We start from the raw sequence: 25,594 nt of genomic DNA on the forward strand, positions 1-25,594 counted from the left end.
TCAAAGTCCGATCTGCCCCAGCGCATTGCGGAAATTCGCCTCGCAAGCGGAATAACGGTCGATCACCGCCTGGGTGTCTATCTTGCCGAGGAAGTTGGCAAGGTAGCCGCGCTTGTCCGCTTCCCTGTTCCAGGTGGCTGCCTCGATATAGGGGAAGCCGATGAATTCCAGCATCTCCCGCATGCGGTCGTCGACCGCGATCATCAGCGCGGGCGTGCCGGCCTGCATGCCGATGATGCAGCCATGGAAGCGGCGGCCGAAGCAGAGATCGCGCGCCGACATCGCCCCGCGCCACTGGTTCGTATCGAAATAGACCAGCAGTTCGTGCTTCCGCTGCCATTTCTCCGAATGTTTATACTCCGTGCCTCCGGTGATGCGTCCGCTCGCCGGGTCATAGACGATGTCGTTATCGTCGCCGGTCAGGGAGAGGCTGTAGGCGACCACTTCGTCCTGAATGACGTAGCTTGCCACGCTGTCGGGCTTGAGCAGCGCATGGACATCGACGATCGTATCCGCAACGCTGCCGAGATAGCCGCCGAAGGCGATCTTCTGGGCTTCCGCCAGGCCCGGATTGGCAAGCGCCGAAAGCGAACGTTTCATGTCGTTCGGCGAGAAATAGAGCGAGGGGCAGCCCGTCGGCTTGACGAACTTCATTCCCTGCTCCCTGAGGAACTCGGCGGTGAAATAGCCGCGCGTGAGGAAGTAACTTTCCTTGTTCCTCAACACCTCCAGGAACTTGAGCGTGCCGGCCGGCAGCTGATCCTTAAGGCCTTCCTTGCGCTGGATGCCGATGCCCATCACCACAACCGGCATCTTCAGTTTCGCGAAGACTTCCGCTTCGAGATCCGCGGAATAGCCGGGGCGCAGCAGGTTGGCGGAGGCGAAGACGCACAGGTCGAACTCGCTGTTCACCTGCTCGTAAAGCTCGTTCGAGTCGCGATTATTGGCGAAATGCCAGAACGGCAGATAGGTGACGTCGTGACCGCGCAGGCTCTCGGCCGCCCCTTCGCCGATCAGATAGTTGCCGGTGTTGGCGATCTTCTTGACCTGCGAGATCATGGCCTTCTTCGTCCTGGTCTGGTCGAAATAAGGCCGATGGACGACGCTCGTGCCCGAGACGTCCGCAATCGTCCGCTGCAGATAGGATGGAATGCCCGTGAGCAAGATACGCATAACTGTCCCCTGAACCGAAAAGTGATGGCCTTAAGCCCTATAGGCCGATGCCGATTTCGCGAAGCGTGGTGCGGAAGGCGCGCTCGCGATCGGAATACCGATCGACAAGTTCACTCGTGTTGAGCTGTGCCAGATGGTCGGCCACGAACTCGGCGCGGTTCTCCGCCTTTTCGACCTCCGTGGTGTCGACGGCCGGCAGGCCGGTAAAACCCAGCATCTCGCGCATGCGGTCGTCCACGGCGACCATCAGGCTCGGCACCGCCGCCTGCATGGCGATGATCGAGCCGTGGAAACGGCGGCCGAAATTGAAGTCCATGGACGAGGCCCAGCCCCGCCACTGGTTGTTGTCGAAGAAGGTGCGGACTTCGAACCGCTGTTTCTCCCGCTCCGTACCTGGATAGGCGAGCTCGCCGATCATCAGACCCGAAGCGGAATCGTAGACGCGTCCCTCGTCGTTGGGCTCCACCTTCATATCGAAGTGGAGGAACTCGTCCTGCACCACGTATTGCGGCACCGTGTCCGGCGGGGCGAGCGAATTCGCATCGAGGATCGCATCCTGATTGCCGCCGAGATAGCCCGAAAAGATCGTCTTCGCCTTGCCGACCTTGACGCTCGACAACTTCCTCATCGAGCGGCGCATGTTGTCCGGCATGAAATAGACGGAAGGGCAACCGGTCGGACGCACAAAGGAGAAGCCCTGATCCTTCAGGAAGCCGGCGGACTCGTAGCCGCGCGTCAGGAAATAGTGCTCTCGCTCCTTCAGCACGGCCAGAAGCCGCTTGGTTCCCTCGGGAAGATTGTTCTCGAGGTCCTTGCGGTTCTGCAGGCCTATGCCCAGCATGACGATCGGCATGTTGAGCCGGCTCAGCACATCCGCCTCGGCGTCCGCGGAAAGCCCCTTGCGCAGAAGGTTCGCACAGGTGAACACGCAGATGTCGAAATTGGCGTTGAATTCGTCGAACCCGCTGCCGTTCTTGCTCAGATTGTAGAGATGCCAGAACGGCACCTGCTTGGCATGCGGCGCGAGCGCCCGCAGGGCCCCCTCGCCGATCAGGTAGTTCCCGGTATTGCTGATGTTTCTCAGCTCCTGCAGGAACTCCTCTTTCGTTTCCGGCTGCTTCTGCCGTTCCGCATAGGAGACGGACAGGCCGTTGGCTCCGTTCGCAAGGCGCGTGTAGTGACCAGGAATACCCGTCACGAGAATTCGCGGACGCATTCGAATAGACCTTTCTGTTTCAGAGAAGCGGCCCGGCAATCAGCCAGCTGCCGCGACCACGGGATTTGTCGCCGCCTGCTCGCGAAAGACCGCGGCGCGGGACAATGACGAATTTTTCACGGACCGATCGCTCCACGAGATGAAATCCGAGAACGAGGAAGTCCATGACCGGTGTGCGGCGGTCCTGATGCAGCCCTCCATGAGCGGCGCGAGCCTCTCGCGATTGCGCGAAACCTCTTCAATGATCCGTGCCATCTCCTTCACCATCTGAGGATCGGAGGCTGCGTTGATGAGGATGCCGTCCTCGCCGTCGCAAATCAGTTCGTCCACCGCGCCAACCGCAGTCGCGATGGGCACGCAGCCGAGCTGCTGCGCCTCGGCGATCATCAGGGGGGCACCCTCCCACCGCGACGGCATGAGAAGGACATCGGCCCAGCCCAGCGCCTTGATAAGATCCTTGCTCGCAAAGACCGGCGGCCGCACGTCGACGCCGAGGTCCTTCAGCCGATCGCTCCACGAGACCCTGGAATCCGCGAGGATTTCCCCTCCGATGGCCCGTGCCTCGAATGGGACGTTGGAAGCCCGCAATTCCGCGAGCACCGCAGCCAGCCGGTCGATACCCTTCTGCTGATCGAACCGGCCCATATAAAGAAGCCGCAAACGGTCGTCCCTCCGCTCGATCCGCCTCACGGTCAAAACCTCCGCCAGAGCCTTGGGCGGCACCGAGAAGCTTGCGCCGTTCGCAACGGCGAAGATTTTCTCGTGCGGAACGCCGTAGCTGTGCAGATAGATCTTGAGCTGTTCGGAACAGGTCAGGAAGGCATCGTAGCAATGTTCGTGGGCAATCGCCGCGAAAGGCTGTCCCGCAGGCCTCTTGAAGGTCGTATTGTCCACGACGTGCAGGTAGCAGGCGGTGCGCGTGCCTTCGGAGCGCAATCGCGCGATGAGAGGATGGACCGCCATCACGTGGTTGTTGATGACGAGGTCGAAACCGGAAAGCTGCCCCTTCAGTGCCTCCCAGTCGACCGAATGTTCCTCGGCGATAAAGTCCTGTCCGAGGAAGGAACCCGACCCTCCCCAGGCCGGGATTCCCGCATCCCAGAAGTGGATGTAGTCGAAGCTGGAATCGAATTCGTCGATCACATCCATCCGCGATGTGCCGAGCACGAAAAGATGCGTTTCGTAACCCACCGCCTTCAATTCCCGGGCCGCCGCATAAACGACCTTTTCTGCCCCGCCGAACGATGCGTTCGGCACGAGCAGCGCCACGGTGCGCTTGCCCTCGTTATGCCCGAGCGGCAGGACCGGCGATCCTCCGACTTGCTTGCGCAACGCCTTGTGGAGATCGGTATAGGGAACGAGCCGCGCCGGACGCCAGGTCCACCGCCTGCCCGCCGTCTCGCGCAGCGAACTCGACGCAATTGCATTGATGCAATTGATCATGACTTGCTGAGGCGTGATGAGGGAGCGGCGCGGAAGGCTTCTCGGGAAAGGGAAGCGCACCTTCAGAACGGCCGATGTCGGCCAAACCTGCTGGCTTGCGATCGATGAGAACCATTCGACGGCATTGTTCTGGACGACGTCCTGGACGAGCCTTGTGGAAAGGAAAACGAGATCGGCGGGGCCGATTTTCTGTGCGCCCGGCCCATGAACCACCGGCTCGATCTTGCGCTGGGCGGCGTCATTGGCGAGTTGAACGAAGACCACATTGCTGGTCTCGCTCAGCCGTTCAAGATGGGCAAGCACGTTCGGCAGCATGCGGGAGCGCCGCAGAAGGTCGAGCGCCGCGCCGCTTCCGGCGACCATGAAAGGCGGAAAATGTTCGTTGTCCGGCTCGCCGATATTGCCCCAGAACGCCGGGACTATGTCGTCGAGGCGAAGCATGGTCGGCGGCTTTGTGGGATCGGTGAAGAAGGAGATCGCGGTATCTTCCGTCCGCGCGAACAGATAACGCGGGCAGTCCTCGTGCTCGAAATCCACCAGCATCGGGCGCTGGAACAACGGCATGTGGCGCTTGCGCAGGAAGCTCACCGCGGTGGCGCGGTCCCGGTTGGCCTCCTTGAAGCGGCTTTCCGCCCGGAGCCGGTATTCGAAGACGGTGTCATGGCAGGGCTTGCCCACGAAACCATGCTCGATGCAGGAGAGCCAGAATTCCCAGTCCTCGAAGCCGTTCTGCCTGTCGTCGTTGAAGCGGACGCCTTCCCGAAAAACATCGATCGAGATCATCGATCCCGTGTCGCAGATGTTGTCGGTGATGCAGTGGACCAACCGCGAATAGCGGTTGCCGTAGTGAGCGCGCCAGCTGACCGAGAATGTGTCGATATTCGTGTAGACCCATCCGCAGCCACTGGCGAGGAGTTGCCGGTAAAGCGTCTCGATGGTGCCGGGAAGCACGCGATTGTCGGCATCGAGGAAATAGACGGCCTTCGTTTCGGGGAAGTGCTCGAGGACGAAATCGATGGCGCGATTGCGCGCGCCGCCGGGACCGGCGTTCTTGCCGAACACGATATGGACGGATGGATGAACCGCGGCGTAGAGCAACAGCTGATCGAACGTCTCGTGCCGCGGATCGCCATCGACCGAAACGACGATGACGGTCCGGCAGTTGCCGAGATTCGAGGCAAGGACCGACTCGATCGCCTCGAGAGCCAGGGCCGCATGTCCGTAGAGGGGCATGGCCACGGCAATCAAATCCGTCGGTTCCCGATTACCGGACATCGCCAGCCTCCGTGAACTGCTTGACCATCCGGAAGCCCGACACCTTGAGCCAGGAGAAATCGACAGAATCCGTGACCGCGCGGCTGAGGATCATCAGATCCATCGGCCCGCGTACCGGCTCGTCCAGCTGGATGTTGATGTTGACGACCTCGCTGGAACTGACTTCGCGCCATCCGCTGAAGAATGCAGACGGTCTGGCCGCCCCTTTCCGGGCAACCTCGGCCACCTCGGAGCGCGCATTCGAGTTCGCCGGGGCGAGCAGGAAGCTGACCGCTGCGGGCTGGCCTTGCGGATGATCGATGAAAGCACTCGCGGAAAAGGAAATCGTCCCGGGTTCGACGGCGCGGCTGACCGCGCCCGCCGAGATGCCACTCGGCAACGGATGGCAGACAACGGCGTGCTCATGCTCCAGGAAGCGCACCGTCTGGAATTCCGGAACGATGGGCGTGACCGAAACGTCGGCGATCTGGCTCAACGTGCTGACCGCCAGGCGGTAGTCGATGGTGTACTGGCCTTCGAGCAGGTTGCTCGGCGCAATCATGTTGGGCGTTCTGCTGGGCTTGACCCCGGGCAGTCCGGTAAACACCTTGAACGCCAGCGGACGCAGGTCGAGATCGGGATGCTGAAGTTCCGAGCGTGCCGAATAGCGTTCGCCCGCAATCGGATATCCGAGCGAGAGACCGACGGTTTCCGGTCCGGTCGCGGAAATCCTCAGGCGAAGCGTCCGCGCGGCCCCTCCGCAGGCTCGGGGCAACGAGAAGAAATTCCAGCCCGCTACGAGCTGCGCATAGGGCACGGTCCACTCGGCGACGCCTTCGCCGCTCTCGAGATAGCTCAATGCCACGACAAGCTCTCCGCTCGCCCGGGGCACCGCGTGCAGATGAAGAGCGAAACCCGCCACTCCGAGGCTGGATACCGGCAGCAGCTGTTCGACAAAGGCGGCGGTCAGCAGCTGTCCGATGCCTTCGTCCTTCGGATCGGCGTAGGGATCGTGAGAGAAGATTTCCGAAACCGGCTCCCAATTTCGGGCCTGGAACGCATCCTCGAGCGCCCGGTAGTTTTCCAACAGGGTTTCCCGCTCCCGGCGCAGGATCGCGAGCTCCGAAGTGATCGAAGCGCTGTAACGGGCAAGCCGGCCAACGCCACCCTCGGTCAGAGCCCGCAACAGCGGGAAACTGTCAGACGTATTGGCGGGATCAAGCCGTTGCAGGGGAACACTGGGAACCGTCCCTAGGGGCCCAAGCAGCGCCAGACGCTCCTGCAGGTCCGCCTCGCCCTCGTCGGAAAAGGCGACGGCGACCAACGGAAAAGCATTCTGCAATGTCGCCGGAGGAGGACCGTTTGCGTCGAGGAAAATGACCAGATGCTCCAGATCGCTCCCCTCGAAGCAGGACCGTTCGCGGTCCGATGCCGCGATCAGCTTTCTCGTCACAAGTCGTTTCCCAATGCCGGAAGACGTCAACTCTTGCACGCACAGCCCCTGAAGAATTATCACGCGATAAGGAACAAAGACTCCGGATATTCAAATATTTACTCGAACCGCCCGGCACCATTTACAACGAGCCTAACAATTAACATTGCAGCGCACAATAATAAAAATTACCGTTTTCGAATAAATATGTTTCGCATATACTTCAATAATTGAAGTAATAAATCAGGCGGTCAAATTTGCATTTCGGCGAAGCGATTTTCCCATCAATTTCTCAAGAAGATTTTGTTGGCGATCCAGACTGTCCGCCAGCTTGAAGCGCCTCTCGACCGTCCGGCGCGCCGCAAGACGCATCCCAAAGTGGCTTTCCGGGTTCTTCAGTGCGCCGAGAATGGCCTCCGCAAGCGCATCCGTGTCGAAGAACGGCACCAGAAGGCCGTTCCGCCCGGAGCGAATCACCTCCTGCACGGGCGCGGTATCGGATCCGATAACCAGGGCACCGCATGCCATCGCCTCCAGCACCGACCAGGACAAAACGAACGGATAGGTCAGGTAGAGATGCGCAGCCGAGATCTGAAAAAGCTGCCTCAAAACCGAATGCGGCACCGCGCCGGGAAAAAGGACATTCTCCCGCGGTATATCCAGCGATTTGAGGAGATGGTCCTTCCAGCCCCCGCCACCGGGCGGCGGCACACCATAGCTGATGCCGTCGCCTCCCACGAAAACGAACAGCGCGTCGGGGCGCTGGCGCACGACTTTGGCCGCCGCCGCCAAAACCTGCGGAAATCCGCGATACGGCTCAAGGTCGCGGGCCACGAAGGTCACGATGGGAGGACCACCGGCATTGAGCACACGCCCGTCCGGAAGCGTGGCCGACGCTGTTGGGTCGGGTCGAAACAGCGCGGTATCGATCCCCTCGTGGCACACCGAAATGCGCGCCCGGGCGTCGGCGGGGTAGAGGCTCCTCTGCCAATGAGTGGGACTGATGCCGGCCTCGATCGCGTCAAGAGACAGGAGTTGCGCGATGTTGCGCAACCTCAGCCTCTTGCGAGTATCCAGATCGGGTTGGTCATCGGGAGAGAACCCGATATCCGCGCCTTCGGCCCGGTAGAAGAACTCGCAATACCCCAGGGCTGGCACGCGCGGCAGCACGTCCTTGAGGAACATCATGCTGCCCCAACCGATATGGCCGACGACAATGTCGGGCACCAGCCCCTGCCGCGCCATCGCATCGAATGTTTCCGCGACGCGATGGCCGATTCGCGCATGATGATCGGGAGTGGCCATATGCCGAGCCATCTGCGGATCTGCGCGCGGACCTGCTTCCGCCCGATGTCGAACGACACGAACGGAAGCGATTTTCTGGTCTATGGTCTCGGTGACGAGGCTGACCTCGTTGCCCGCCTGTGCGAGCTGGGCGGCCAGGGCAGCGAACTGCCCGAAACCCCGTCGATGGACAAACGCCACGTGCATCGCCTCTAGTCCGCCATTGCCGGGAGCGCGATATCACTCACCGCTCAGACGCCGTACCGTGAACTGCCCCAAGCCAGTTCGAGCTGATGCAGTGTCTGGAAGACCGTCTCGAGCATCCGCTGATCCTGGTCGCCGCGTTTCACTGCACGCTCATAGGTCATCGCCGCGTCGCGGAGATTTGCCCTGAGCTGCCGCCCCTTCTCTGTCAATTTGATTCGCGCCGACCGCTTGTCGCGCTGGGAGGCAACGCGATCAATATAGTCACCGTCGGCCAGTTGCTTCAGATAGTAAGAAACGTTGGAGCCGACATAATGGCCACGATCCAGAAGTTCGGCGACCGAAAGCTCCGAATCGCCGATTGCCAGCAGGATCATTGCCTGTGCGGGACCGATATCGTCTACCCGAAGCTTGGTGAGCTCGGCGCGGATCAGGCCCGAGAACCGCCGGCTTGCCCGCTCCATGAGGCGAGCGAGCTCGAAATATGTAACCTGCTGGAGGTCCCCAAATTCGGCATCCTGAGGATGCCTGGGGTCTGTCTGTGCTGCCTGGCCCATCTGAACCGTCAGTTCGCCGTTCAAATCTACGGGCAAATTAAGCACAACTTCTTCTTTCATCCCACTCTCCGTTTCAGGAAAATACTTCAAATTTTGAAGTAATATTCAAATGCGCCCATTCCCCTCTATCCCCATGAGCTTGCACAAGCCCTCTGTTATGTGCCAGATTGGCAGCAGCAATACTATCCTTCGGCTTAGCTACAACCAAACACCTCCTCCGACTGATTGATCTAACGTTAACTCGAGGCAAATTGCCATGCGCGATACTGTTCAAAATGAGACAAGAAGCAAGGGGCAAATGCAGAGAGGGAAAAATACCAACATCCCAGGGTTGCTGATAACGCAAGCTAAGCGTGTATTTCTGTCGGGTTTGCTTTACGCTGCAGCACTCAGCGTATGCCTGAATCTCCTGCAGTTGACGATGCCTTTGTTCATGCTTCAGGTTCATGACAGGGTGCTGAACAGTCAGAGCATGGACACGCTCACCATGCTCACCATCCTGGCCGTCGGCGCCCTTGTGGTGCTCGGTGTCCTGGAGTTCATCCGTGCTCTCTCGTTCCAGGCCATCGGGGGCGCGCTCGTGCGGCGGCTGAACATGCCTGTCCTCGCCGCCGCCGTTCAGGCGTCTGTCGATCAGGGCCTGTCGCGTGCGACCCAGTCGCTCCGGGATATCTCGGAATTGCGAAGCTTCCTGACCTCGTCAGCAGTCACTGCACCGCTCGATGCGGCGTGGTCACCGATTTTCCTCGGCGCTCTTTTCCTTCTGCATCCGCTTTTCGGCATTATCGGAGCCGTCTCCGCGGCTCTCCTCCTTTGCGGCGGACTGATTACGGACATGCTGACGCGCCAGCTGACCAAGGAGGCGAATCAGACGAATGTCGAGGCCATATCCAAGATCGGCGCTTCGCTGCGACATGCCGAGGCCATCGAGGCGATGGGCATGCTGCCCGCTCTGGCGATCCGCTGGCGGGCGCTGCAACTGCAAGCCCTCAGCGCCTTCGAAACGAGCGGCCGCAGGAACAAGGCGATGTCGTCCATCACCCGCAGCCTGCGCTATTCCATCCAGATCGCCACCCTGGCGGCCGGAGCGTATCTGGTGCTGCAGCAGGAAATCACGCCCGGCGCAATGATGGCGTCGAGCATCCTGATTGGGCGCCTCCTCATTCCCTTCGATTCGCTTATCGACAATTGGCGGCAGTGGGTGCTGGCGATCGCCAGCTGGCGTCGCATCGAGACCCTGCTCACGGCGGACGTCGCGATCCGTCAGACGATGCCGACGCCGCATTCGTCGGGCGATATCGTGGTGGACAAGCTCATTTATGCAGCCCCGGGACTGGACGTACCCATCATCAAGGGTATTTCCTTCTCCCTCTCCCCAGGTGAGGTCCTGGGCGTGATCGGCCCCTCCGCTGCGGGCAAATCGACCCTCGCGCGCCTGCTGGTCGGGATCCTGCGCCCCACGTCCGGCGGCGTCTTCCTCGACGGCAACAATACCTATCTCTGGGAGCGCAGCTCGTTTGGGCAGGTGGTCGGATACCTTCCGCAATCCGTCTCGCTTCTGGAAGGCACCATTCGGGAAAATATCGGGCGAATGGCGGACAGCGATCCCTACAAGGTGCTGGAGGCCGCACGGCTGGCCGACATACACGAAATGATCGGCCGTCTGCCGCTCGGCTATGACACGCCCGTCGGCGACGGACATCTGACCCTTTCCGGAGGACAGCGGCAGCGCATAGCGTTGGCACGCTGCCTCTACAACCAGCCTCGCCTCATCGTGCTCGACGAGCCGAACGCAAACCTTGACGCGATCGGGGAGCGGGCCCTTATCCGTGCAATCCAGCGTGCGCGCGAGGACGGCGCCATCGTCATCATCATCGCTCACAGACCGGCCATCATGCAGGTCGCCGACAAGCTGCTCGTGCTCGAGAACGGGCGCGTCACACAGTTCGGACCGCGAACGGCGGTGGTTACAACCGCGACGCCGGCAGAAATACACCGGGAGGTAGCTGCGATATGACCGAGACGAACTCTCTTGCCGTCCGCCCGGATCTCTCCGAACGTCGCCTCCAGCGATATCAGCCGGCGTCGCCGGAGGCTGGCTCGTCGGACCTCGAGTTCGATCATTTCGACAGCCGTTCGCCGCTCCGCCCTCTCGTTCTGGCGGGGCTCGCCACCATCCTTGTGTCTTTCGGTGGATTTTTCGCGTGGGCATTTTCGGTCGAGCTGAGCAGCGCGACGGTCGCCAACGGGACGGTCATCGTCGATTCGAAACGGAAGACCATCAGCCATTTCGAAGGCGGCGTGATGAGCCGGCTGCTGGTTCAGGAGGGGGACAAGGTTGCCGCCGGGCAACCCCTGATCGAATTGGAGGATACGCGGGCGCGTTCCAGCCTGCAGTCGCTCCAGATCCGGCGCATCGGCCTCATCGCGAAACTCGCCCGCTTGAAGGCCGAACAGACCGAAGTGCCGCAAATCAGCTTTCCGCGCGATTTCGGCGAAGCCCAGGACGCTACCGTCGACGACGCCGTCAGGGCGGAGACGATATTTTTCGAAAAGCGGCGCGAGACCAAGGTCGGACGCATCGGGGTCCAGAAAAAGACGATCGAGGAGCACCTCGAACACGCAGCCTCGCTCGACATCCAGATCCAGGCGACCGATCAGCAAATCAACCTCATCAAAGAGCACCGGGCGGCCATGGAAACGCTGGTCAAAAAAGGCGCCGTGCCGCGCACGCAGATCATCGAGATCGATTCCAAGCTCAGCGAGCTTGCGAGGGAAAGAGGCGAGCTCGTCGGCAACAGGGCCCAGTCCGAAAAGGCCGCAGCAGGCGCCCAGCTTGCGCTGACCGGGATCGAAAGCGACTTTCAATCGACGATCGCCGGCGAAATCACCACGGCACGCGTCGATCTCGCGGATGTCGAAGAGCAGATCACCGCTGCGAAAGACGTGTTGCGGCGCCTCGAGATTCGCTCTCCGCAGGATGGCATCATCAGTAACATCCTGCTGCGCACTCCCGGCAGCGCGGTGACCCCCGGTCAGCCGTTGCTCGAAATCATACCGGAAAACGAGCCGCTACTGGTCGAGATGCGCGTCAATCCCCGCGACATCGACAGCATCGCCGCGGGCTCGCACACGCAGGTCCGGTTGACGGCCTATAATCAGCGTTCGCGCCTGCCTATGGAAGGCACGATCACCTATGTCGCCGCCGACCAGTCGGTCGATGAAAAATCAAACAGCGCGTTTTTCGTGGCGCGCGCCAAACTCGATCCGGCATCCCTCAAGGCGAACCCCGATGTCCGCCTCTATCCCGGCATGCCTGCCGAGGTGCTGATCATCCACGAGTCACGCCGTGCGATCGACTACATCACTTCTCCCGTTCTCGAGAGCTTCAATCGCGCCTTCAGGGAAGACTAGATCTCCAGATGAACGCAATGCTGCACCACAGAAATTGTTTCAAATTTTGAAGTTATTTCAAAGTAAAGTACGGAAAAATTACTTTATAATCCCGCAAATTATCGAAACAATGTGCCAATAATATTCAATTTGGGAAATATATTTCTCAAAACATGGCATTTTAGCTTCAAGACATGCTTGCGCTTCTTTTTTTTGCGGTGCACATTTCAGGCGCGAAATCGTCGCACCCTGCGCCGAGACGCATGAATACAGATCCGAAGAGGAGAGGCAGATGGCCACATTGGAAGGCGGAGCATACGACGATGCCCTGTTCGGCTCCCGCTTTAACGACTTCATTCGCGCCCATGGGGGCGATGATTTCGTGAGCGGCGGCAACGGGCACGACATCGTGTTCGGTGGTGACGGTGACGACCTGCTGTTCGGCGGAAAGGGAAATGATTCCCTGTTCGGCGGCGAGGGCAGCGACTTGCTGAACGGTGAAGACGGTAATGACAACCTCGTCGGCGGCTGGGGCGATGACCTCCTGTACGGCGGCAAGGGCAGCGACACCCTGCTCGGCGGACAGGGAAGCGACCTCCTGTCCGGCGGCAAGGGCGCCGACATCCTGTATGGCGGCGATGGTGCCGACATCATCGATGGCGGTGCAGGCAACGACCTCCTGGTCGGCGGCGCCGGCCATGACGTCTTCGTCTTCGACGGCGGCGGCGGGAATGACGTCATTCTCGACTTCAACGCCGGCGAAGATCTGCTGCAGATCTCGAAGGGTATCAATGGCCTCGACGTGTCTTCGCCCGAAGACCTGGCCTCGCGTGTTACCCAGGTCGGCAGCAACGTCGTCGTGGATCTCGGCCATGGCGACACGCTCACATTGGTCAATGTCGACGCAAACGACATTCATGCCAATCCCGAGAACTACTTTACCGTTCACTGAGCATGACTTCTGCGCGCCCTGCCTCCTCCCGTGGGGCGCGCAATTCCGATCCAGAGGGGTAGCGTGTGACGTCCGACGAATCGATAGACGCCGCTGGCGTTTTCAGAAACGCAAAGACCTTCCGGCTCGGCTTGGATCTTGCCGTCCTGATCTGGGATATTCCCCCATCCCTTCCCGCTCCCACAAAATGCACCTTGTCCATGGACCGGTCGCCGGTACCGCTCGTCAGCATGATGCTTGCGCTCGCCAACGGCGGACAGCGGATGTTCTGGGCGATGAGACCGGAACAACAGCCGGCGAACGTCGGCATCTGCACGGAACAGGGCAGCGTTGCCGAAGCCATTGTGATGCAGCCGGCGCGCATGCTCGCTCCCCTCGATGTGGAGACATTGTTCGCGGATCTCGCGCCGGGTGCCCGCATCAAGTTCGTCAACAACCTTTTGACCGTCTGGCGAAGCGCCTTCCGCATCACCGGCGACCATCTTTTCCACATGGTGGTGGAAGATGCCCTTCATGCGCTGGTGCCTGAACCGCAGGCCGCCAGCATCGTCTGCCAGATTGCGCAGGGACGCCATCTGATCGAGACCGTTATCAACCCGGATCTCGGCGAGATCACCGCGATCTACGCAATCGGCGCCGCTTCGATCACCCGTATGGCCGTAGGGTCCGTGCTCGGACGCAATGCCAAAAACGGCCTTCAATCGTGCCATTTCATCGCGGAGGCGCCGTCCCCTTCGCCGCCGTTTCTCATCGTCCTGATAAGCAAGAACGGCGTCGCCATTCGCCAGCTTGCCGACGGCAAGCCTCGCCATCCCAGCCTTGAGCGTTGGTGGGCCAAAAACGCCGATGCGGTGGAATTGCGCGAGATGATTGTCCGTCGCCTCGCCACGTTGCCGGAAAGTGGCGCAGCCACGGCGATCGACCTTCAAGTCCGGGCGCCACTGCCGGCGAGCCGGATCGCCAAATCGCCGATGCATCCATCCGGCGAGGTCGATCTCGCCCTCGCGCTCGACGACGGTCTGCTGGCCGGCGGCTGGTTCCATGCACCGTCATCCGCCTTCGCCGGCATAGACTACGTCAAGGAGGACGGAACGGCCATCCCGCTCGACGGCAACAGCTACGAATTTCCGGCATGGGCGCAAGGCAAAGATGAAAAGAGCAAGACCGACGTGACGGGTTTCGTTGCCTGGGTCCCGCTGACGGAGCCCCTCGGGCCGCTTCTGCAGCCACGATTTCAGATGCGCCTTGCCTCGGGAGCGGTCCGGCCGCTGATACCTAACCCGCAACCTTTCGAGCCCGCGGCACAACGAAACCACGTCCTGCGCGCCGTGCCGCCACAGCATGCGGTCGACGGTGCCTTCCGTACCATTCTAGCACCCGCCTTGCAGGACATGGAACGACGGCTGGGCAGGACCATAGAGGTCGCCTCCACGAAGGACTACAGCCTGCCCAGGAGCGCGCCCCACGTTTCCATCGTCGTACCCCTCTACAAGGTCCTCGATTTCCTGCGTTTCCAGCTGTCGGGAATGGCCACGGATCCCTGGCTCGCGGCCAATGCCGAGGTCATCTATGTCCTCGACTCGCCGGAGATCCAGGATGAGACGGAGCACCTGCTGGGCGGCCTGCACCTTCTGCACGGCCTGCCCATGAAACTCGTCGTCATGAATCGCAACGGTGGCTATGCGCGCGCCTGCAATGCCGGCGCGCGTTTCGCCCGCGGCGAGATATTGGTCATGCTCAATTCGGACGTCGTGCCGAGCGCGCCCGGCTGGCTTCAGGTGCTGTCGCGGGAACTGCTGGAAAACGGCAAGGTGGGCGCAGTTGGTCCGAAACTGATCTTCGAGGACGGTTCGCTGCAGCATGCCGGCCTGTATTTCGGCCGGGACCAGCGCGGGATCTGGCTGAACCACCATTTCCACAAGGGCATGCCCGGCGACTATGCGCCGGCGCAACATGCCCGCGAGGTTCCCGGCGTCACCGGCGCTTGCCTGGTCGCCCGCAGGGAGACCTACGAGCGTGTTGGCGGCTTCACTGAGGACTACGTGATCGGCGACTACGAGGACAGCGACCTGTGTCTCAAGATCCGCCGGCTCGGGCTCCAGATCGTCTACGAACCGGCAGCCTGCCTCTATCATTTCGAGCGCCGCTCGATCCGCCGCAGCCAGGACTACATGCGCGGCGTTGCCAGCCAATACAATTCATGGCTGCACACGCAGCGCTGGGAGGACGACATCACCGAATTGATGGCGAACCAGTTCGGCAGAGACAGCGATCGATCCGCCGCCATGGGCGTGAGAATGCGTGAAAGGGACGCGGCGTGAATCAGGCAGCACTTCTGCACACCACAAAGCCCGCCCGGCTGGTCGATGAAGACCGGGTTCGCTGGCTGATCGAATCCGTCCGGGAAAATCGTTTCCTGCCGCAACCGGAATCCACCAACGTCTTTGTCGGGGACGGTGATTTCCGCGCGATCGGGGCGGAGTTTCTCGGTTACTTCATTCGTATCGGCGGCCTGCGCGAAGACAGCCGCGTTCTCGACATCGGATGCGGCATCGGCCGGATGGCCGTGCCGCTCACCCAATATCTCGATCCGCGAACGAGCCGCTACGACGGTATCGATCCGGTCGAAGGCGGCATTGACTGGTGCCAGAAAACGATCACGCCCGCCTACCCTACCTTCGCTTTCCAGAGACTGGACATCGCGCACGAACTCTACAATCCGAACGGCAAGATCAGCGGCAGGACCTTGAGGCTGCCCTTTCCGGATCGTCATTTCGACTTCGTCATCATGACGTCCGTCGTCACTCACCTGCCGCCTGCGGAGGTCCTTGTCTATCTCGCCGAAGTCCGCAGGGTCCTTTCGCAGGGTGGGCGGCTGTTCATGACCGCGTTCGTGGTCGATCGGATCGCTGCAGCCAACGAGCAGGGACGGCGCGATCCGCGCCTCGCATTCCGCCGCTATGGCGAAAGCCCATGCTGGTTCGTGCCCAACCAGCCGCCGCTTTCCGCGGTCGGGTTCGAGGACGGCTTTCTGGACAAGGCGCTCGAACGTGCCGGCCTCTCCGTCGCCCTGAAATCGCTTGGCCATTGGCGCGGCACCGGCGCTGGCCATCATCAGGACTTCATTGTCGCGAAGCGCCGGGGAACCGCTCGATGAGCAAACGCATCCTGGTGGCCGCCCACAACCATCCATCCCTCCACCCCGGGGGGACGGAGATATTCGCGCACGACCTGTTTCGTGCCTACCAGCGCGAGGGACATGAAGCGTTGTTTCTCGGTGCCACGAACCAGATTCACCGCGAAGCGAGACCCGGCACGAGCTTCCAGAGCATAGGCTCCGGTGGAGACGAGGTTCTGCTGTGGTCGGGACATTTCGACCGCTTCTTCATGAGTCAGATCGATCTCTACGGCGTTGTGCCAGACATAGCGGAATTGCTGCGCGATTTCCGGCCGGACGTGGTTCACCTCCACCATCTGCTTCTGCTTGGCGCCGAGTTCCCTCACATCGTCCGCCGCACCCTGCCCGACTGCCGGATCGTCATGACGCTGCATGACTACTACCCGATCTGCCATCATGACGGCCTGATGGTGCGTACCGGCAGCAAGGAGCTTTGTTACCAGGCCAGCCCTGATCGTTGCCATGCCTGTTTCAAGGACATCCCGCTCGACCGCTTCACCCTGCGCGAGCGCCACCTGAAGGCCCTCTTGAGCACCGTCGACCACTTCGTTTCGCCAAGCGCCTTCTTGCGGGACCGCTTCGTGCGTTGGGGGCTGGAGGAAGACAGGATCAGCGTCATTCCCAACGGCATCCCCGGCCGAAATGCCGGCGCACGCAGGGAACTGCTCCAGGGCGGGAAACCGGTCTTCGGATATTTCGGAAATCTCAATCCCTGGAAAGGGGTTACCGTATTGCTCGACGCGGCGCGCCAGCTTCTGGCCGACGGTCTCAATTTCGAACTTCGCGTCCATGGCGGAGCGCCTTTCCAGAGCGAGGGCTTCCTCGAAGAGATCAATCGGCGTTTCGCCGAAACTTCCGATTCCGTCCAGGCGCGGGGCCCTTACCGGCGCGAGGATATCGGCGATCTGGTGGCCGCAGTCGATTGCACCATCGTTCCCTCCGTCTGGTGGGAGAACGCACCGCTCGTCATTCAGGAAGCACAGGCTCAGGGCCGGCCGGTGATCGCGAGCAATATCGGAGGAATGGCCGAGATGGTCGAGCATGGCGTCAACGGCCTGACCGTTCCACCCAACGATGCCCGAGCGCTTGCCGCGGCGATGCGGACCATCGTGGAAGAGCCTAACCTGCTGCGCCGGTTCTCCAAGAACGCGCGCAAGCCCGACGACATTGACACGACCGCCCGCCGCTACCTCAAGTGGATGGAGACGGCGCAGGTGCAGGCCTAGGAGAACTTATGACCAGTCCCGCTGAACGACCGGATGCCGCATCCGAACAGGACAACGTCAAGCCCATGAACGGCCGGGTCGATGCCGTCGACATGGGCAGGATCTTCGGCTGGGCATTCGACCCGATGGCGCCGGATCAACGGCTGACCATCCGTGTCCTCCTGGACGGGAAGGTGATTGCCGAGGCCGTCGCCGACCGCAATCGTCCCGACCTCAGGCGCAACGGCATCGGGGACGGCAAGCACGCGTTTGAAATCGCACTGCCCGATCCCGTCCATTCGCGGGCGAACGACATCGTCGTCATCGCCCAGAATGGAAGCGGTTCCGAACAGGCTCTGCGCGTTCCCCAGCCGAACGAGCAGGCGGCCGAAGCCCTTATCGCCGCGCCGCTCGCGAAAGTGCTCGACAAGCTGGATCTGCTGATGGCGGCGCAGCGGCAGCTGCAAGTCTCGCAACGGTCGCTGCAGCGCGCACCGGATATCGATGCCGACAAGACCCAAACCGCCGGCCTGACCCAAGTCGGCAACGCCGTCGAAAGCCTGAAGGTGGAGATCGGCCAACGGCTGAACGATCTCGATGTCCACCTGATGCGGCTGGATGGGGTCGTGGCGGGAATGGAGAAGAATCTGAACGCCTTGCGGAAGCGCGCGACCGGCGAATTCAAGCCCCTCCTGCTGCTGCTGTTCGTTCTCGTGGGATTTGCCGCCGGCGCCAGCCTGGCGCTGATTGCCGGGGTCTGAGGGAGGGTAAGGCATGCTGCTCACAGAACAATCGCCCGCAGCCATCAGCCCCTCGGCAAGCAGGATTGGCGTGAGTAGGGCGATGCGCTCCGGGCGGGTTATCGGCTGCCGCATCGACGAGACGACCTTGCTGATCCTCGGCCTCGGCCGCGTCACGGCCGGCGACGTGGTTATCGGCATTGGAGAGGATCAGACAACCACGCGAAGCTCGTTTGTATCGGAATGGCGATTGGCAGCACCCTCGCCGCGGGCCAGGCACGGATTTGCGGCGCTCCTTCCGGCAGAGAGCATCGACCTTGCCATGACCACGATACGGTTCGGGGAGGAGGAGACCGGCGCACGCTATATCTTCTCCCCCCGGCTTGCCTCTGCGGAGGAAGCAGCCGCGCTCGTGATCGAGTCCGCGGGATCTCAGTCCGCCGCCGTCATCAACCGGCTCGTGGACGCTCTGTTGGCTGGCGACGTCAACCGCCGCACACTTCTGACGATCACCACGCTTTTGCAGGCAGCCCATGCCAGCGACGGTTTCGTCGAGTTGATCGGCGAGAGCCATGATGGCGCGACGTTCCTGCAGGGCTGGAGCCGCGGCATGTCGCCGGGGTCTTATCGGATGTCCCTGATCGGAAGCGCGATCCCGCTGGTCGCGGAATGCGGTATCGCCACCTTTCCCCGCCCTGATGCTCCCGATGGCGCCTCCGGTTTTGCCGCCCTTCTCGAAAGCAGCGAGCCTATCCGGGCTCTCGACATCGAAGGGCTGATCTTTCGCGGACGGGCAGGTTGGAGACATCTTGCGATCCACCCCCGAAAGCGCATCGCCGACCCGCAGGAAACGCCCGAACACATCCGCTCGATCCTGATGCGCAGCCATGGCGCACCGGATGTGCTTCTCGCCCTGCGAGCAGCCGCCAACAGCTTCGAGGGCAAGGAAACGGTCTCCGGCTTGCCCTATCCCGTGCGGATGGGAATAGACAGCATATTCGAAGCCGATGCAGCAAATCTCCTTATCTCCGGCTGGCTCTATGACCCCGACGGCCATGTCGCAACGGTCAGGCTGCGTCGACGCGATGCCGCAACACGCGTCGACGAGTGCTGGACGCGCTTCGACCGGCCGGACGTCACGGACAGCTTCAACGACCAGCCGCATCTTGCGGCGGGTTTTCGAGGCGAGCATGGGGCGCATGGCTTCATCGTCCACGCCCGGTTGCCGAATGACGATATCGGCGCGCCGCTTTATTTCGAGCTGACACTGCAGGATTCCCGCCGCGGGTTTCTGCCGGTGAAACCGACGCGCGCCTTGGCGCGCTCGGCGGCATTGCGACAGATCGGCTCCATTGATCCCACGAACAGCGCCCTCCCGGCGATCGTCGATGCGCACATTGTCCCGTTCCTCAGGCAATCGTCGGGAAGGCCCGCGCCGGTCATCGAAACGACCCTCGATGCCGGAGCCTTCGACGAGGAGACCAGCCCGCCGATCGTTATCGGCGCCGGGGAGAATGAGGAGGATATTGCCCCGCTGCTGGCCCTGCTCACCCTCGATCCGGAGACCCGGCGCGCACCAATCGTGATCGCCATGCCTTCGGAGCGGTTTCGCAGGCAGGCCGCCCGTCTCAAGGAACTCGCGCGGTTCTACCGCCTTTCGGTCAGGCTTGTGTCTGCGAAGGGAACGGGCGACGTCTACGACATGATCGAAGCTGGCACGGAGGCGCTCTCGTGTGAAACGATCGTGTCGCTCTCCGCCTCGCTGATCCCGCAAGGGGCGGGCTGGTATGGCCAGCTTGTGGCCACGGCCGCGACGCTCAAGGGAAGCATCGTCTCGCCCGTCCTGGCCTATGAGGATCATTCGGTTCGCTGGGCGGGAAGTTGGATCGACGAGGGCAACGGTGACGAACCGGTCGTCGGCCGATACGCCGGATATCCGCTGAAAGCAGTGACCGACATGAATCTCACCCGCATCGCGGCTGCCTCGCTCGAATGCTGCGCCATGCCGCGCCAGGCCCTGTCGGGCGCGGGCCGGTTTTCCGCCGGCTATCTTGGCGCGCAGGAAAAGGGTGTCGATCTCGGCCTCCGCCTCGGCCGCGCTGGTTTCGACTCGTATTTGCTGCCTTCGGTGCAGATGTGGGGCTGCGACGACGCACATAACGGAAATAGTCCCGCAATGGCGGCCCTGGTGGAGGAGATCGATCGGAAGATCTTCAAGAGCCAATGGCTGCCTATCCTCAGCCTTGAAAGGCATCAGGAAAAGAGGCCGGCATGAACGAGCAGCTTCGCGTCCTTGTCATCTCGCATGCGCATCCCACGGTCTCGCTCGGCGGGGCCGAGATCGCGTCCCACAACCTGCATCTCGGCCTGAAAGCTTTGCCGAATGTGGAATCGGTTTACCTCGCCCGGATCGGCCACCCGGTGCCACGACATGCAGCTTCGGCGCTGATGAGCCTCCGCCTTGCCGAGGATGAATTGCTGTTCCACACGGACGACTACGACCACTTCTTCCTGTCCAACGGCGATACGCAGGCCATCACCCGGGACCTTTTGCGTTTCGCGCGCGACCTGAGGCCCCACGTCATCCATTTCCATCATGTTCTGGGTATCGGTCTGGAAACTCTCTACGCCCTCAGGGAAGCGTTTCCGCACGCCGCCATCCTCGTCACGTTCCACGAATACCTGTCGATCTGCCACAATCACGGGCAGATGGTGAAACGCCCCTCGGGTCAGCTTTGCCAAACGGCGTCGCCTGTCGCCTGCCACGGCTGCTTCCCTGAAATCCCGGTTTCACGCTTCCTGAAGCGTGAGCTGTTTGCCCGCGGAATGCTTGGTCTTGCCGACGCCTTCATCTCCCCCAGCCGGTTTCTGGCGGACCGGTACGCCGCCTGGGGCATCGAAAAGGACAAGATCAGCGTGATCGAAAACGGCATCGCGCCAGAGGCTGCCGTGCCCGCGCGCGAGGTGCAAGGTCCAAAGCCGCGCCGCAACCGCTTCGCCTATTTCGGTCAGATGACGCCGTTCAAGGGAGCCGACCTTCTGGTCGACGCCGTTTCGCGCATCCCGAAAGAGATATGGGGCGAAGACTCCTGCCTGATGATCTTCGGCGGCAACCTCGAGCGGCAGCCGACCGAGTTCCAGGAACGGATGAAGAAGCTCATTGCCGATGCCGGCCACCGCGTCCGCTTCTACGGCGCCTACCAGAACGCGGATGTCCCTCGTCTTATGCGTTCGGTCGACTGGGTGGTTCTGCCGTCCGTCTGGTGGGAAAACTCACCCGTCGTGATCCAGGAGGCCCTTCTCCACCGCAGGCCGATGATCTGCTCCGACATCGGCGGGATGGCCGAGAAGGTGCGGGACGGAAAGGACGGCCTGCACTTTCGCGCGGGCAGCAGCCAGGACCTCGCTGACAGGATCGTCGAAGTCCTCGGTGACAACCACATCTGGGAGCGGCTGCGCATTTCCATGCGCCAACCCGCCGACCGGCTTGTCTGCGCGCGCGAACACGTCAAACTCTATCGCTCCCTGCTCCGCCGGAAGCTCGATGCCGCGATAGCCGAAAGCCCGAAGATCCTCTCGCACTCGCTCTGACGGACCGCCTTGAAGAAGGCCGGCCTGTCGAGGGGCGTCGGCAGCAACATGCAAATTACGAATGCGCGGCGCCATTCGCCACGAGGCCCCGCGCGATACGGCCGTCCAGCTCCTCGATCCGACGGGCGAAGCCGGAATTTTCCGGCTGATACTTCATGGCGTCCACAAGCATCGCACGCGCCATTGCGAGCTCGCCGTCGCGAATGTGGCGGTTGGCCCGATGATAAAGGAAGTTTGCCTGCTCGACCGTAGAGAATCCCGAACCGAAGTGGGCATGAAATCGGTCGGCCCAGACACGATGGCGCGCGATCGCCGTGACGGCGATCTGATAGGGCCGCATCGGCGCCGTCACTCGAGCTTCACGGGCCAGGGCGCGCAGACCGGGAAGGTCGTCTCCCCGGCACGCCTCGATCAGCGACAGGGCGCGCGCCGTCCCGGTGAACGCTCGAACGGTGCCATGGCCGGTCATGTGGACGGGAACCAGCTGCGTCCCCTCTTGCAGCGCCGCAATTCGAACCGCGTGCTGGCGATCGACCGCGTGAAACGGATCGAAGAAAAGATAGGACCGGCCGGCTGCGTGTTCAGGCGCGATCGCCATATTGGCGTGGAGATCGGGCGAGAAATGGCGCGCAAACCTGCCATCGAAAGGAACGGCCTTTGGATCAATCGAGACCTGCGGGCAGAAGGCGATGGCAACGGCAGCGTTGAAGCGCCTTCGATACCGCAACGCCGCGTAGCCGCCCTGCGAGTGTCCGTAAAGGATCCGCTCCGGCGCTGCGCGGAGGATGGGCGCGGCAGCCTCGACCGCCTTGACGACGCTTGCCGCCGGAAACCAGTTCGGCCGCCGGCTGATGAAGCCAAGCCCCGAAATGTCGGCTTTCTCGCAGAACCGCTGACCCCAGAAGCGGCTGCCGTTGGCCTTCATTTCCATTTCGTTAAAGGTGACGAGAAGATAGGGAGATGATCCCGCACGATGTATCACCTCCAAATTTTCATCTGAAAACACCCGCATGCGGCCACCTGCAAAATGATTAGGAGAAAATATAATTCTATTTTCAAAATATATTTCCTCAATATATCAATAATATAAGGATCGATACTCGGAATCAACTGCACTCAAGCCTGCAGCGACGAGGTGTATTCCTAGTGACCGAATACGTCTTCAATGCAACCGTCGCCGGCGCCGACCCCTTCGCTGGAATTCTGCAAAGCTCTTTCTTCCGGCGGCGACAGTGCTAGAGTTTGCCCCGTTGGCTTGTGAACTTCGACCGGGGGGCGAATGACGGATTTTATTGCAAAGGCCGCAGCGGCGACTATCGTCGTCTTTGCCCGCGCGGTCACTGCGGTTCGCGCCATATGGTCCGAGGAGGGGCTGCCATCTCGCCCCTGCATCTATTTCGCCAATCATTCCAGCCACGGCGACTTCGTTCTGGTCTGGGCGGTATTGCCACCGAGGCTCCGTCGTCAGGCCCGCCCGGTTGCCGGTGCCGAATACTGGCTGAAATCGCCGCTCACGCGCTTCATCGGCAGCGACGTTTTCAATGCCGTCCTGATCGCCAGGGATCGAGACAAGAGGACGGAGGATCCCGTCGCTCAGATGACCTCGGCGATCGACGCGGGTTCATCCCTCATCCTCTTCCCCGAGGGTACGCGGAACCAATCCGATGCCCGGCTCCTTCCGTTCAAAAGCGGCATCTTTCACCTGGCAACGGCGCGCCCCGACATCGAGCTCGTCCCCGTCTGGATCAATAATCTCAACCGGGTCATGCCAAAGGGAGAAATCGTCCCTATCCCGCTGATCTGCACCGTCACCTTCGGCGGCGCCCTGCGGATCCAACCGGACGAAACCAAGGATGCTTTCCTTGAGCGAATGCAGACTGCCCTTTTAGCTCTGTCTCCGAAGCCTGCAGGGAGTGGCGAATGAGTGCCGCGAGTTCCGATCTTTTGACGCTGGTGGCAGGCATCTTCGGCGTACTCATTCTTGCGTCAGCCATCGGTTACGTGCTGCAGCAGCGCCTCTCGCCGACGGGCTCCAATGCCTCGATCGAAAACCTCAACGCCCGGATCAAGGCATGGTGGATCATGGTTATCCTGATCGGCATCGCTTTCGTGGCGGGCCGGATCGGCGTGCTCATTCTATTCGGCTTCTGCTCCTTTGCCGCGCTCCGGGAATTCGTGACCCTCATCAATACCCGCAGGGCGGATCACTGGGCGCTGGCCGCAGCCTTCTTCATCGTCGTGCCGCTTCAGTACTATCTGCTGTGGGCCGAACAATACGGGATCTTCTCGATCTTCATCCCGGTCTATGCGTTCCTGCTGATGCCAATCATATCCGTGCTCAGGGGGGATACGGAGCGCTTTCTGATCCGCATTGCGGAAGTGCAGTGGGCACTGATGATCTGCGTCTTCTGCGCCTCGCATGTGCCCGCGCTGCTGACGCTGAACATACCGGGCTACGAGGGACGAAACGTCCTGCTGATCGCCTTCCTGGTGATCGTCGTCCAGCTGAGCGACGTGCTGCAATATGTTTGGGGCAAGCTGTTCGGACGCACCAAGATCGCTCCAAAGCTGTCGCCCTCGAAAACGGTGGAAGGATTTGCCGGCGGCGTCATCAGCGCCACCCTGATCGGTGCCGCCCTCTGGTGGATAACGCCGTTCACGCCCGTTCAGGCCGGACTTCTGGCCTTCGTGATCACGCTGATGGGCTTCTTCGGGGGCCTCGTGATGTCGGCGATCAAGCGGGACCGCGGCATCAAGGACTGGGGCAATCTCATCGAGGGTCATGGCGGACTGATCGACAGGCTGGATTCCGTCGTTTTCTCGGCGCCGATATTCTTCCATATCGTGCGCTACTGGTGGTCGCTGTGATTGCGGAAGCGGTGAAAAGATTGGCCCGCCACGGGGTGGTCCATGTCCTGTTCGCTTTTTTCGCCATGGGCGGTTGGGCCGTCTTTGCCAATCGCGCCTATGACATGCCGAGACCGCTCTATTCAGGCCTGGTCCAGGGCGCCATGTCCGCCTGCCTGACACTTTTCCTGAAGTCGGTGATCGACGGTCTTTCGAAGCGTTTTGCCGGACGAACACGTTTGTGGGCACCGCCGCTGATTGCCTGCCTCGGCTCGGCCAGTCTTCTCGTCGCCATCCATGCGGCGAGCGGTACACCGGAAATACTCAAGACCATAACGATCCCGCTCCTGGTCTCGACGAGCTACGCCGCGATCTACAATTATTCGATCTCCGAAAAACGAGGTGCCGGGACATGACCGAGACGGGCGACAGGCGACCACTGGCAAGCCGCAACACCCGATGGGCAGGCGCGATCGCGCGATGGATGGCATCGAAAACCATCACGCCCAATCAGATATCCCAGGCCAGCATGGTCGCCGCAGCGCTTGCCGGCGGCGCATTCTATCTGGCGGGACAAACGGTCGGATGGGCGCGCGTCGCCTGCTTGTTAGCCGCGGTCCTGTTTTGTCAGGCCCGGCTGCTTTGCAACCTTTTTGACGGCATGGTCGCCGTTGAAGGCGGAAAGGGAGAACCGGACGGCCCGTTCTGGAACGAGTTCCCGGATCGCGTCGCCGATCTTCTGATCTTCGCGGGCGTCGGATATGGAATAGGCATGCCTGGGCTCGGCTGGGCCGCCGGCGCATTTGCCGTCCTGACGGCCTACGTCCGCGAGCTTGGCCACGCGACAGGCAAACCAAGCGACTTCTCCGGCCCCATGGCCAAGCAGCACCGGATGGCAACCATCACCGCAGCAGGATTGGCGTCCATCCTCGAACCATTGTGGGGCTGGCACAACCAGATCCTGACCTTCGGTCTCGCAATGATCGCGCTCGGCGCGGCTTTCACAGCACTGCGCCGTTCAAGGACGTTGGTCTCGCGGCTGCTGTCATGACTGCATAAGCGTGAAACTCCGCACCTGCCGGCGCTCCGTGCGGTGTCCCGGACGTATCCGATCCGTCGATCGAA

Annotated in this window: 20 protein-coding genes; 13 read left to right on the forward strand and 7 right to left on the reverse strand. The window is 61.5% G+C overall.

Annotation, left to right across the window (positions count from 1 at the left end; genetic code table 11):
• From J2X76_RS25965 to J2X76_RS25990, 6 genes are all read right to left on the reverse strand, one after another.
• Positions 1 to 1,173, reverse strand: a complete 1,173-nt coding sequence (locus J2X76_RS25965) for a polysaccharide pyruvyl transferase family protein (RefSeq protein WP_113128097.1) — start codon at positions 1,171 to 1,173, stop codon at positions 1 to 3.
• Between the two features lie 37 nt (positions 1,174 to 1,210).
• Entirely contained in the window at positions 1,211 to 2,389 is a 1,179-nt protein-coding gene (locus J2X76_RS25970; RefSeq protein ID WP_310220426.1) for a polysaccharide pyruvyl transferase family protein, read from the reverse strand.
• 39 nt (positions 2,390 to 2,428) lie between these two features.
• Entirely contained in the window at positions 2,429 to 5,107 is a 2,679-nt protein-coding gene (locus tag J2X76_RS25975; RefSeq protein ID WP_310220427.1) for a glycosyltransferase, read from the reverse strand.
• Positions 5,097 to 6,578, reverse strand: coding sequence for a DUF6212 domain-containing protein (locus J2X76_RS25980; protein WP_310220429.1), 1,482 nt, complete (start codon positions 6,576 to 6,578; stop codon positions 5,097 to 5,099). The genes J2X76_RS25975 and J2X76_RS25980 overlap by 11 nt, the downstream gene beginning before the upstream one ends.
• Before the next feature lie 183 nt (positions 6,579 to 6,761).
• Positions 6,762 to 8,009, reverse strand: a complete 1,248-nt coding sequence (locus tag J2X76_RS25985) for a glycosyltransferase family 4 protein (RefSeq protein WP_310220430.1) — start codon at positions 8,007 to 8,009, stop codon at positions 6,762 to 6,764.
• A gap of 44 nt (positions 8,010 to 8,053) precedes the next feature.
• Entirely contained in the window at positions 8,054 to 8,563 is a 510-nt protein-coding gene (locus J2X76_RS25990; RefSeq protein WP_405030094.1) for a MarR family transcriptional regulator, read from the reverse strand.
• Between the two features lie 256 nt (positions 8,564 to 8,819).
• On the opposite strand from J2X76_RS25990, the gene J2X76_RS25995 reads away from it, so the two are divergent.
• From J2X76_RS25995 to J2X76_RS26035, 9 genes are all read left to right on the forward strand, one after another.
• Positions 8,820 to 10,580 (forward strand): type I secretion system permease/ATPase, encoded by a 1,761-nt coding sequence (locus J2X76_RS25995; RefSeq protein ID WP_310220432.1) that lies wholly within the window; start codon positions 8,820 to 8,822, stop codon positions 10,578 to 10,580.
• Positions 10,577 to 11,977 carry an HlyD family type I secretion periplasmic adaptor subunit gene (locus J2X76_RS26000; protein ID WP_310220433.1) on the forward strand — a complete coding sequence of 467 codons (1,401 nt, stop codon included), beginning with the start codon at positions 10,577 to 10,579 and terminating at the stop codon, positions 11,975 to 11,977. The genes J2X76_RS25995 and J2X76_RS26000 overlap by 4 nt, the downstream gene beginning before the upstream one ends.
• Before the next feature lie 271 nt (positions 11,978 to 12,248).
• Positions 12,249 to 12,908, forward strand: coding sequence for a calcium-binding protein (locus tag J2X76_RS26005; RefSeq protein WP_113128105.1), 660 nt, complete (start codon positions 12,249 to 12,251; stop codon positions 12,906 to 12,908).
• Positions 12,909 to 12,973: 65 nt separating this feature from the next.
• Positions 12,974 to 15,229, forward strand: a complete 2,256-nt coding sequence (locus J2X76_RS26010; RefSeq protein WP_310220435.1) for a glycosyltransferase — start codon at positions 12,974 to 12,976, stop codon at positions 15,227 to 15,229.
• Positions 15,226 to 16,065 (forward strand): class I SAM-dependent methyltransferase, encoded by an 840-nt coding sequence (locus tag J2X76_RS26015; protein ID WP_310220437.1) that lies wholly within the window; start codon positions 15,226 to 15,228, stop codon positions 16,063 to 16,065. The genes J2X76_RS26010 and J2X76_RS26015 overlap by 4 nt, the downstream gene beginning before the upstream one ends.
• Complete coding sequence (locus tag J2X76_RS26020; RefSeq protein WP_310220439.1) at positions 16,062 to 17,312, forward strand: glycosyltransferase family 4 protein; 1,251 nt, start codon at positions 16,062 to 16,064, stop codon at positions 17,310 to 17,312. The genes J2X76_RS26015 and J2X76_RS26020 overlap by 4 nt, the downstream gene beginning before the upstream one ends.
• A gap of 8 nt (positions 17,313 to 17,320) precedes the next feature.
• Positions 17,321 to 18,052, forward strand: a complete 732-nt coding sequence (locus J2X76_RS26025; protein WP_310220440.1) for a hypothetical protein — start codon at positions 17,321 to 17,323, stop codon at positions 18,050 to 18,052.
• 13 nt (positions 18,053 to 18,065) lie between these two features.
• A complete protein-coding gene (locus tag J2X76_RS26030; RefSeq protein ID WP_310220442.1) occupies positions 18,066 to 20,306 on the forward strand; it encodes a hypothetical protein in 2,241 nt (746 codons plus the stop codon).
• Entirely contained in the window at positions 20,303 to 21,622 is a 1,320-nt protein-coding gene (locus J2X76_RS26035) for a glycosyltransferase family 4 protein (RefSeq protein WP_310220445.1), read from the forward strand. Before J2X76_RS26030 ends, J2X76_RS26035 begins: the two co-directional genes overlap by 4 nt.
• A gap of 55 nt (positions 21,623 to 21,677) precedes the next feature.
• Here the strand turns inward: J2X76_RS26035 and J2X76_RS26040 are convergent, their stop codons facing one another.
• Entirely contained in the window at positions 21,678 to 22,634 is a 957-nt protein-coding gene (locus J2X76_RS26040; protein WP_310220447.1) for a hypothetical protein, read from the reverse strand.
• A gap of 267 nt (positions 22,635 to 22,901) precedes the next feature.
• Between J2X76_RS26040 and J2X76_RS26045 the strand changes: the two genes are divergently transcribed.
• From J2X76_RS26045 to J2X76_RS26060, 4 genes are read left to right on the forward strand one after another with little or no spacing between them, the layout of a single operon-like run.
• On the forward strand, positions 22,902 to 23,546 hold the full coding sequence (locus tag J2X76_RS26045; protein ID WP_310220448.1) for a lysophospholipid acyltransferase family protein: 645 nt from the start codon (positions 22,902 to 22,904) through the stop codon (positions 23,544 to 23,546).
• Positions 23,543 to 24,490, forward strand: coding sequence for a phosphatidate cytidylyltransferase (locus tag J2X76_RS26050; protein WP_113283432.1), 948 nt, complete (start codon positions 23,543 to 23,545; stop codon positions 24,488 to 24,490). The genes J2X76_RS26045 and J2X76_RS26050 overlap by 4 nt, the downstream gene beginning before the upstream one ends.
• A complete protein-coding gene (locus J2X76_RS26055; protein WP_405030095.1) occupies positions 24,490 to 24,885 on the forward strand; it encodes a hypothetical protein in 396 nt (131 codons plus the stop codon). The genes J2X76_RS26050 and J2X76_RS26055 overlap by 1 nt, the downstream gene beginning before the upstream one ends.
• A complete protein-coding gene (locus tag J2X76_RS26060) occupies positions 24,882 to 25,520 on the forward strand; it encodes a CDP-alcohol phosphatidyltransferase family protein (protein WP_310220453.1) in 639 nt (212 codons plus the stop codon). The genes J2X76_RS26055 and J2X76_RS26060 overlap by 4 nt, the downstream gene beginning before the upstream one ends.
• Positions 25,521 to 25,594: the final 74 nt, after the last annotated feature.

Source organism: Neorhizobium sp. 2083 (assembly GCF_031455615.1).
Taxonomy (GTDB): Bacteria; Pseudomonadota; Alphaproteobacteria; order Rhizobiales; family Rhizobiaceae; genus Neorhizobium.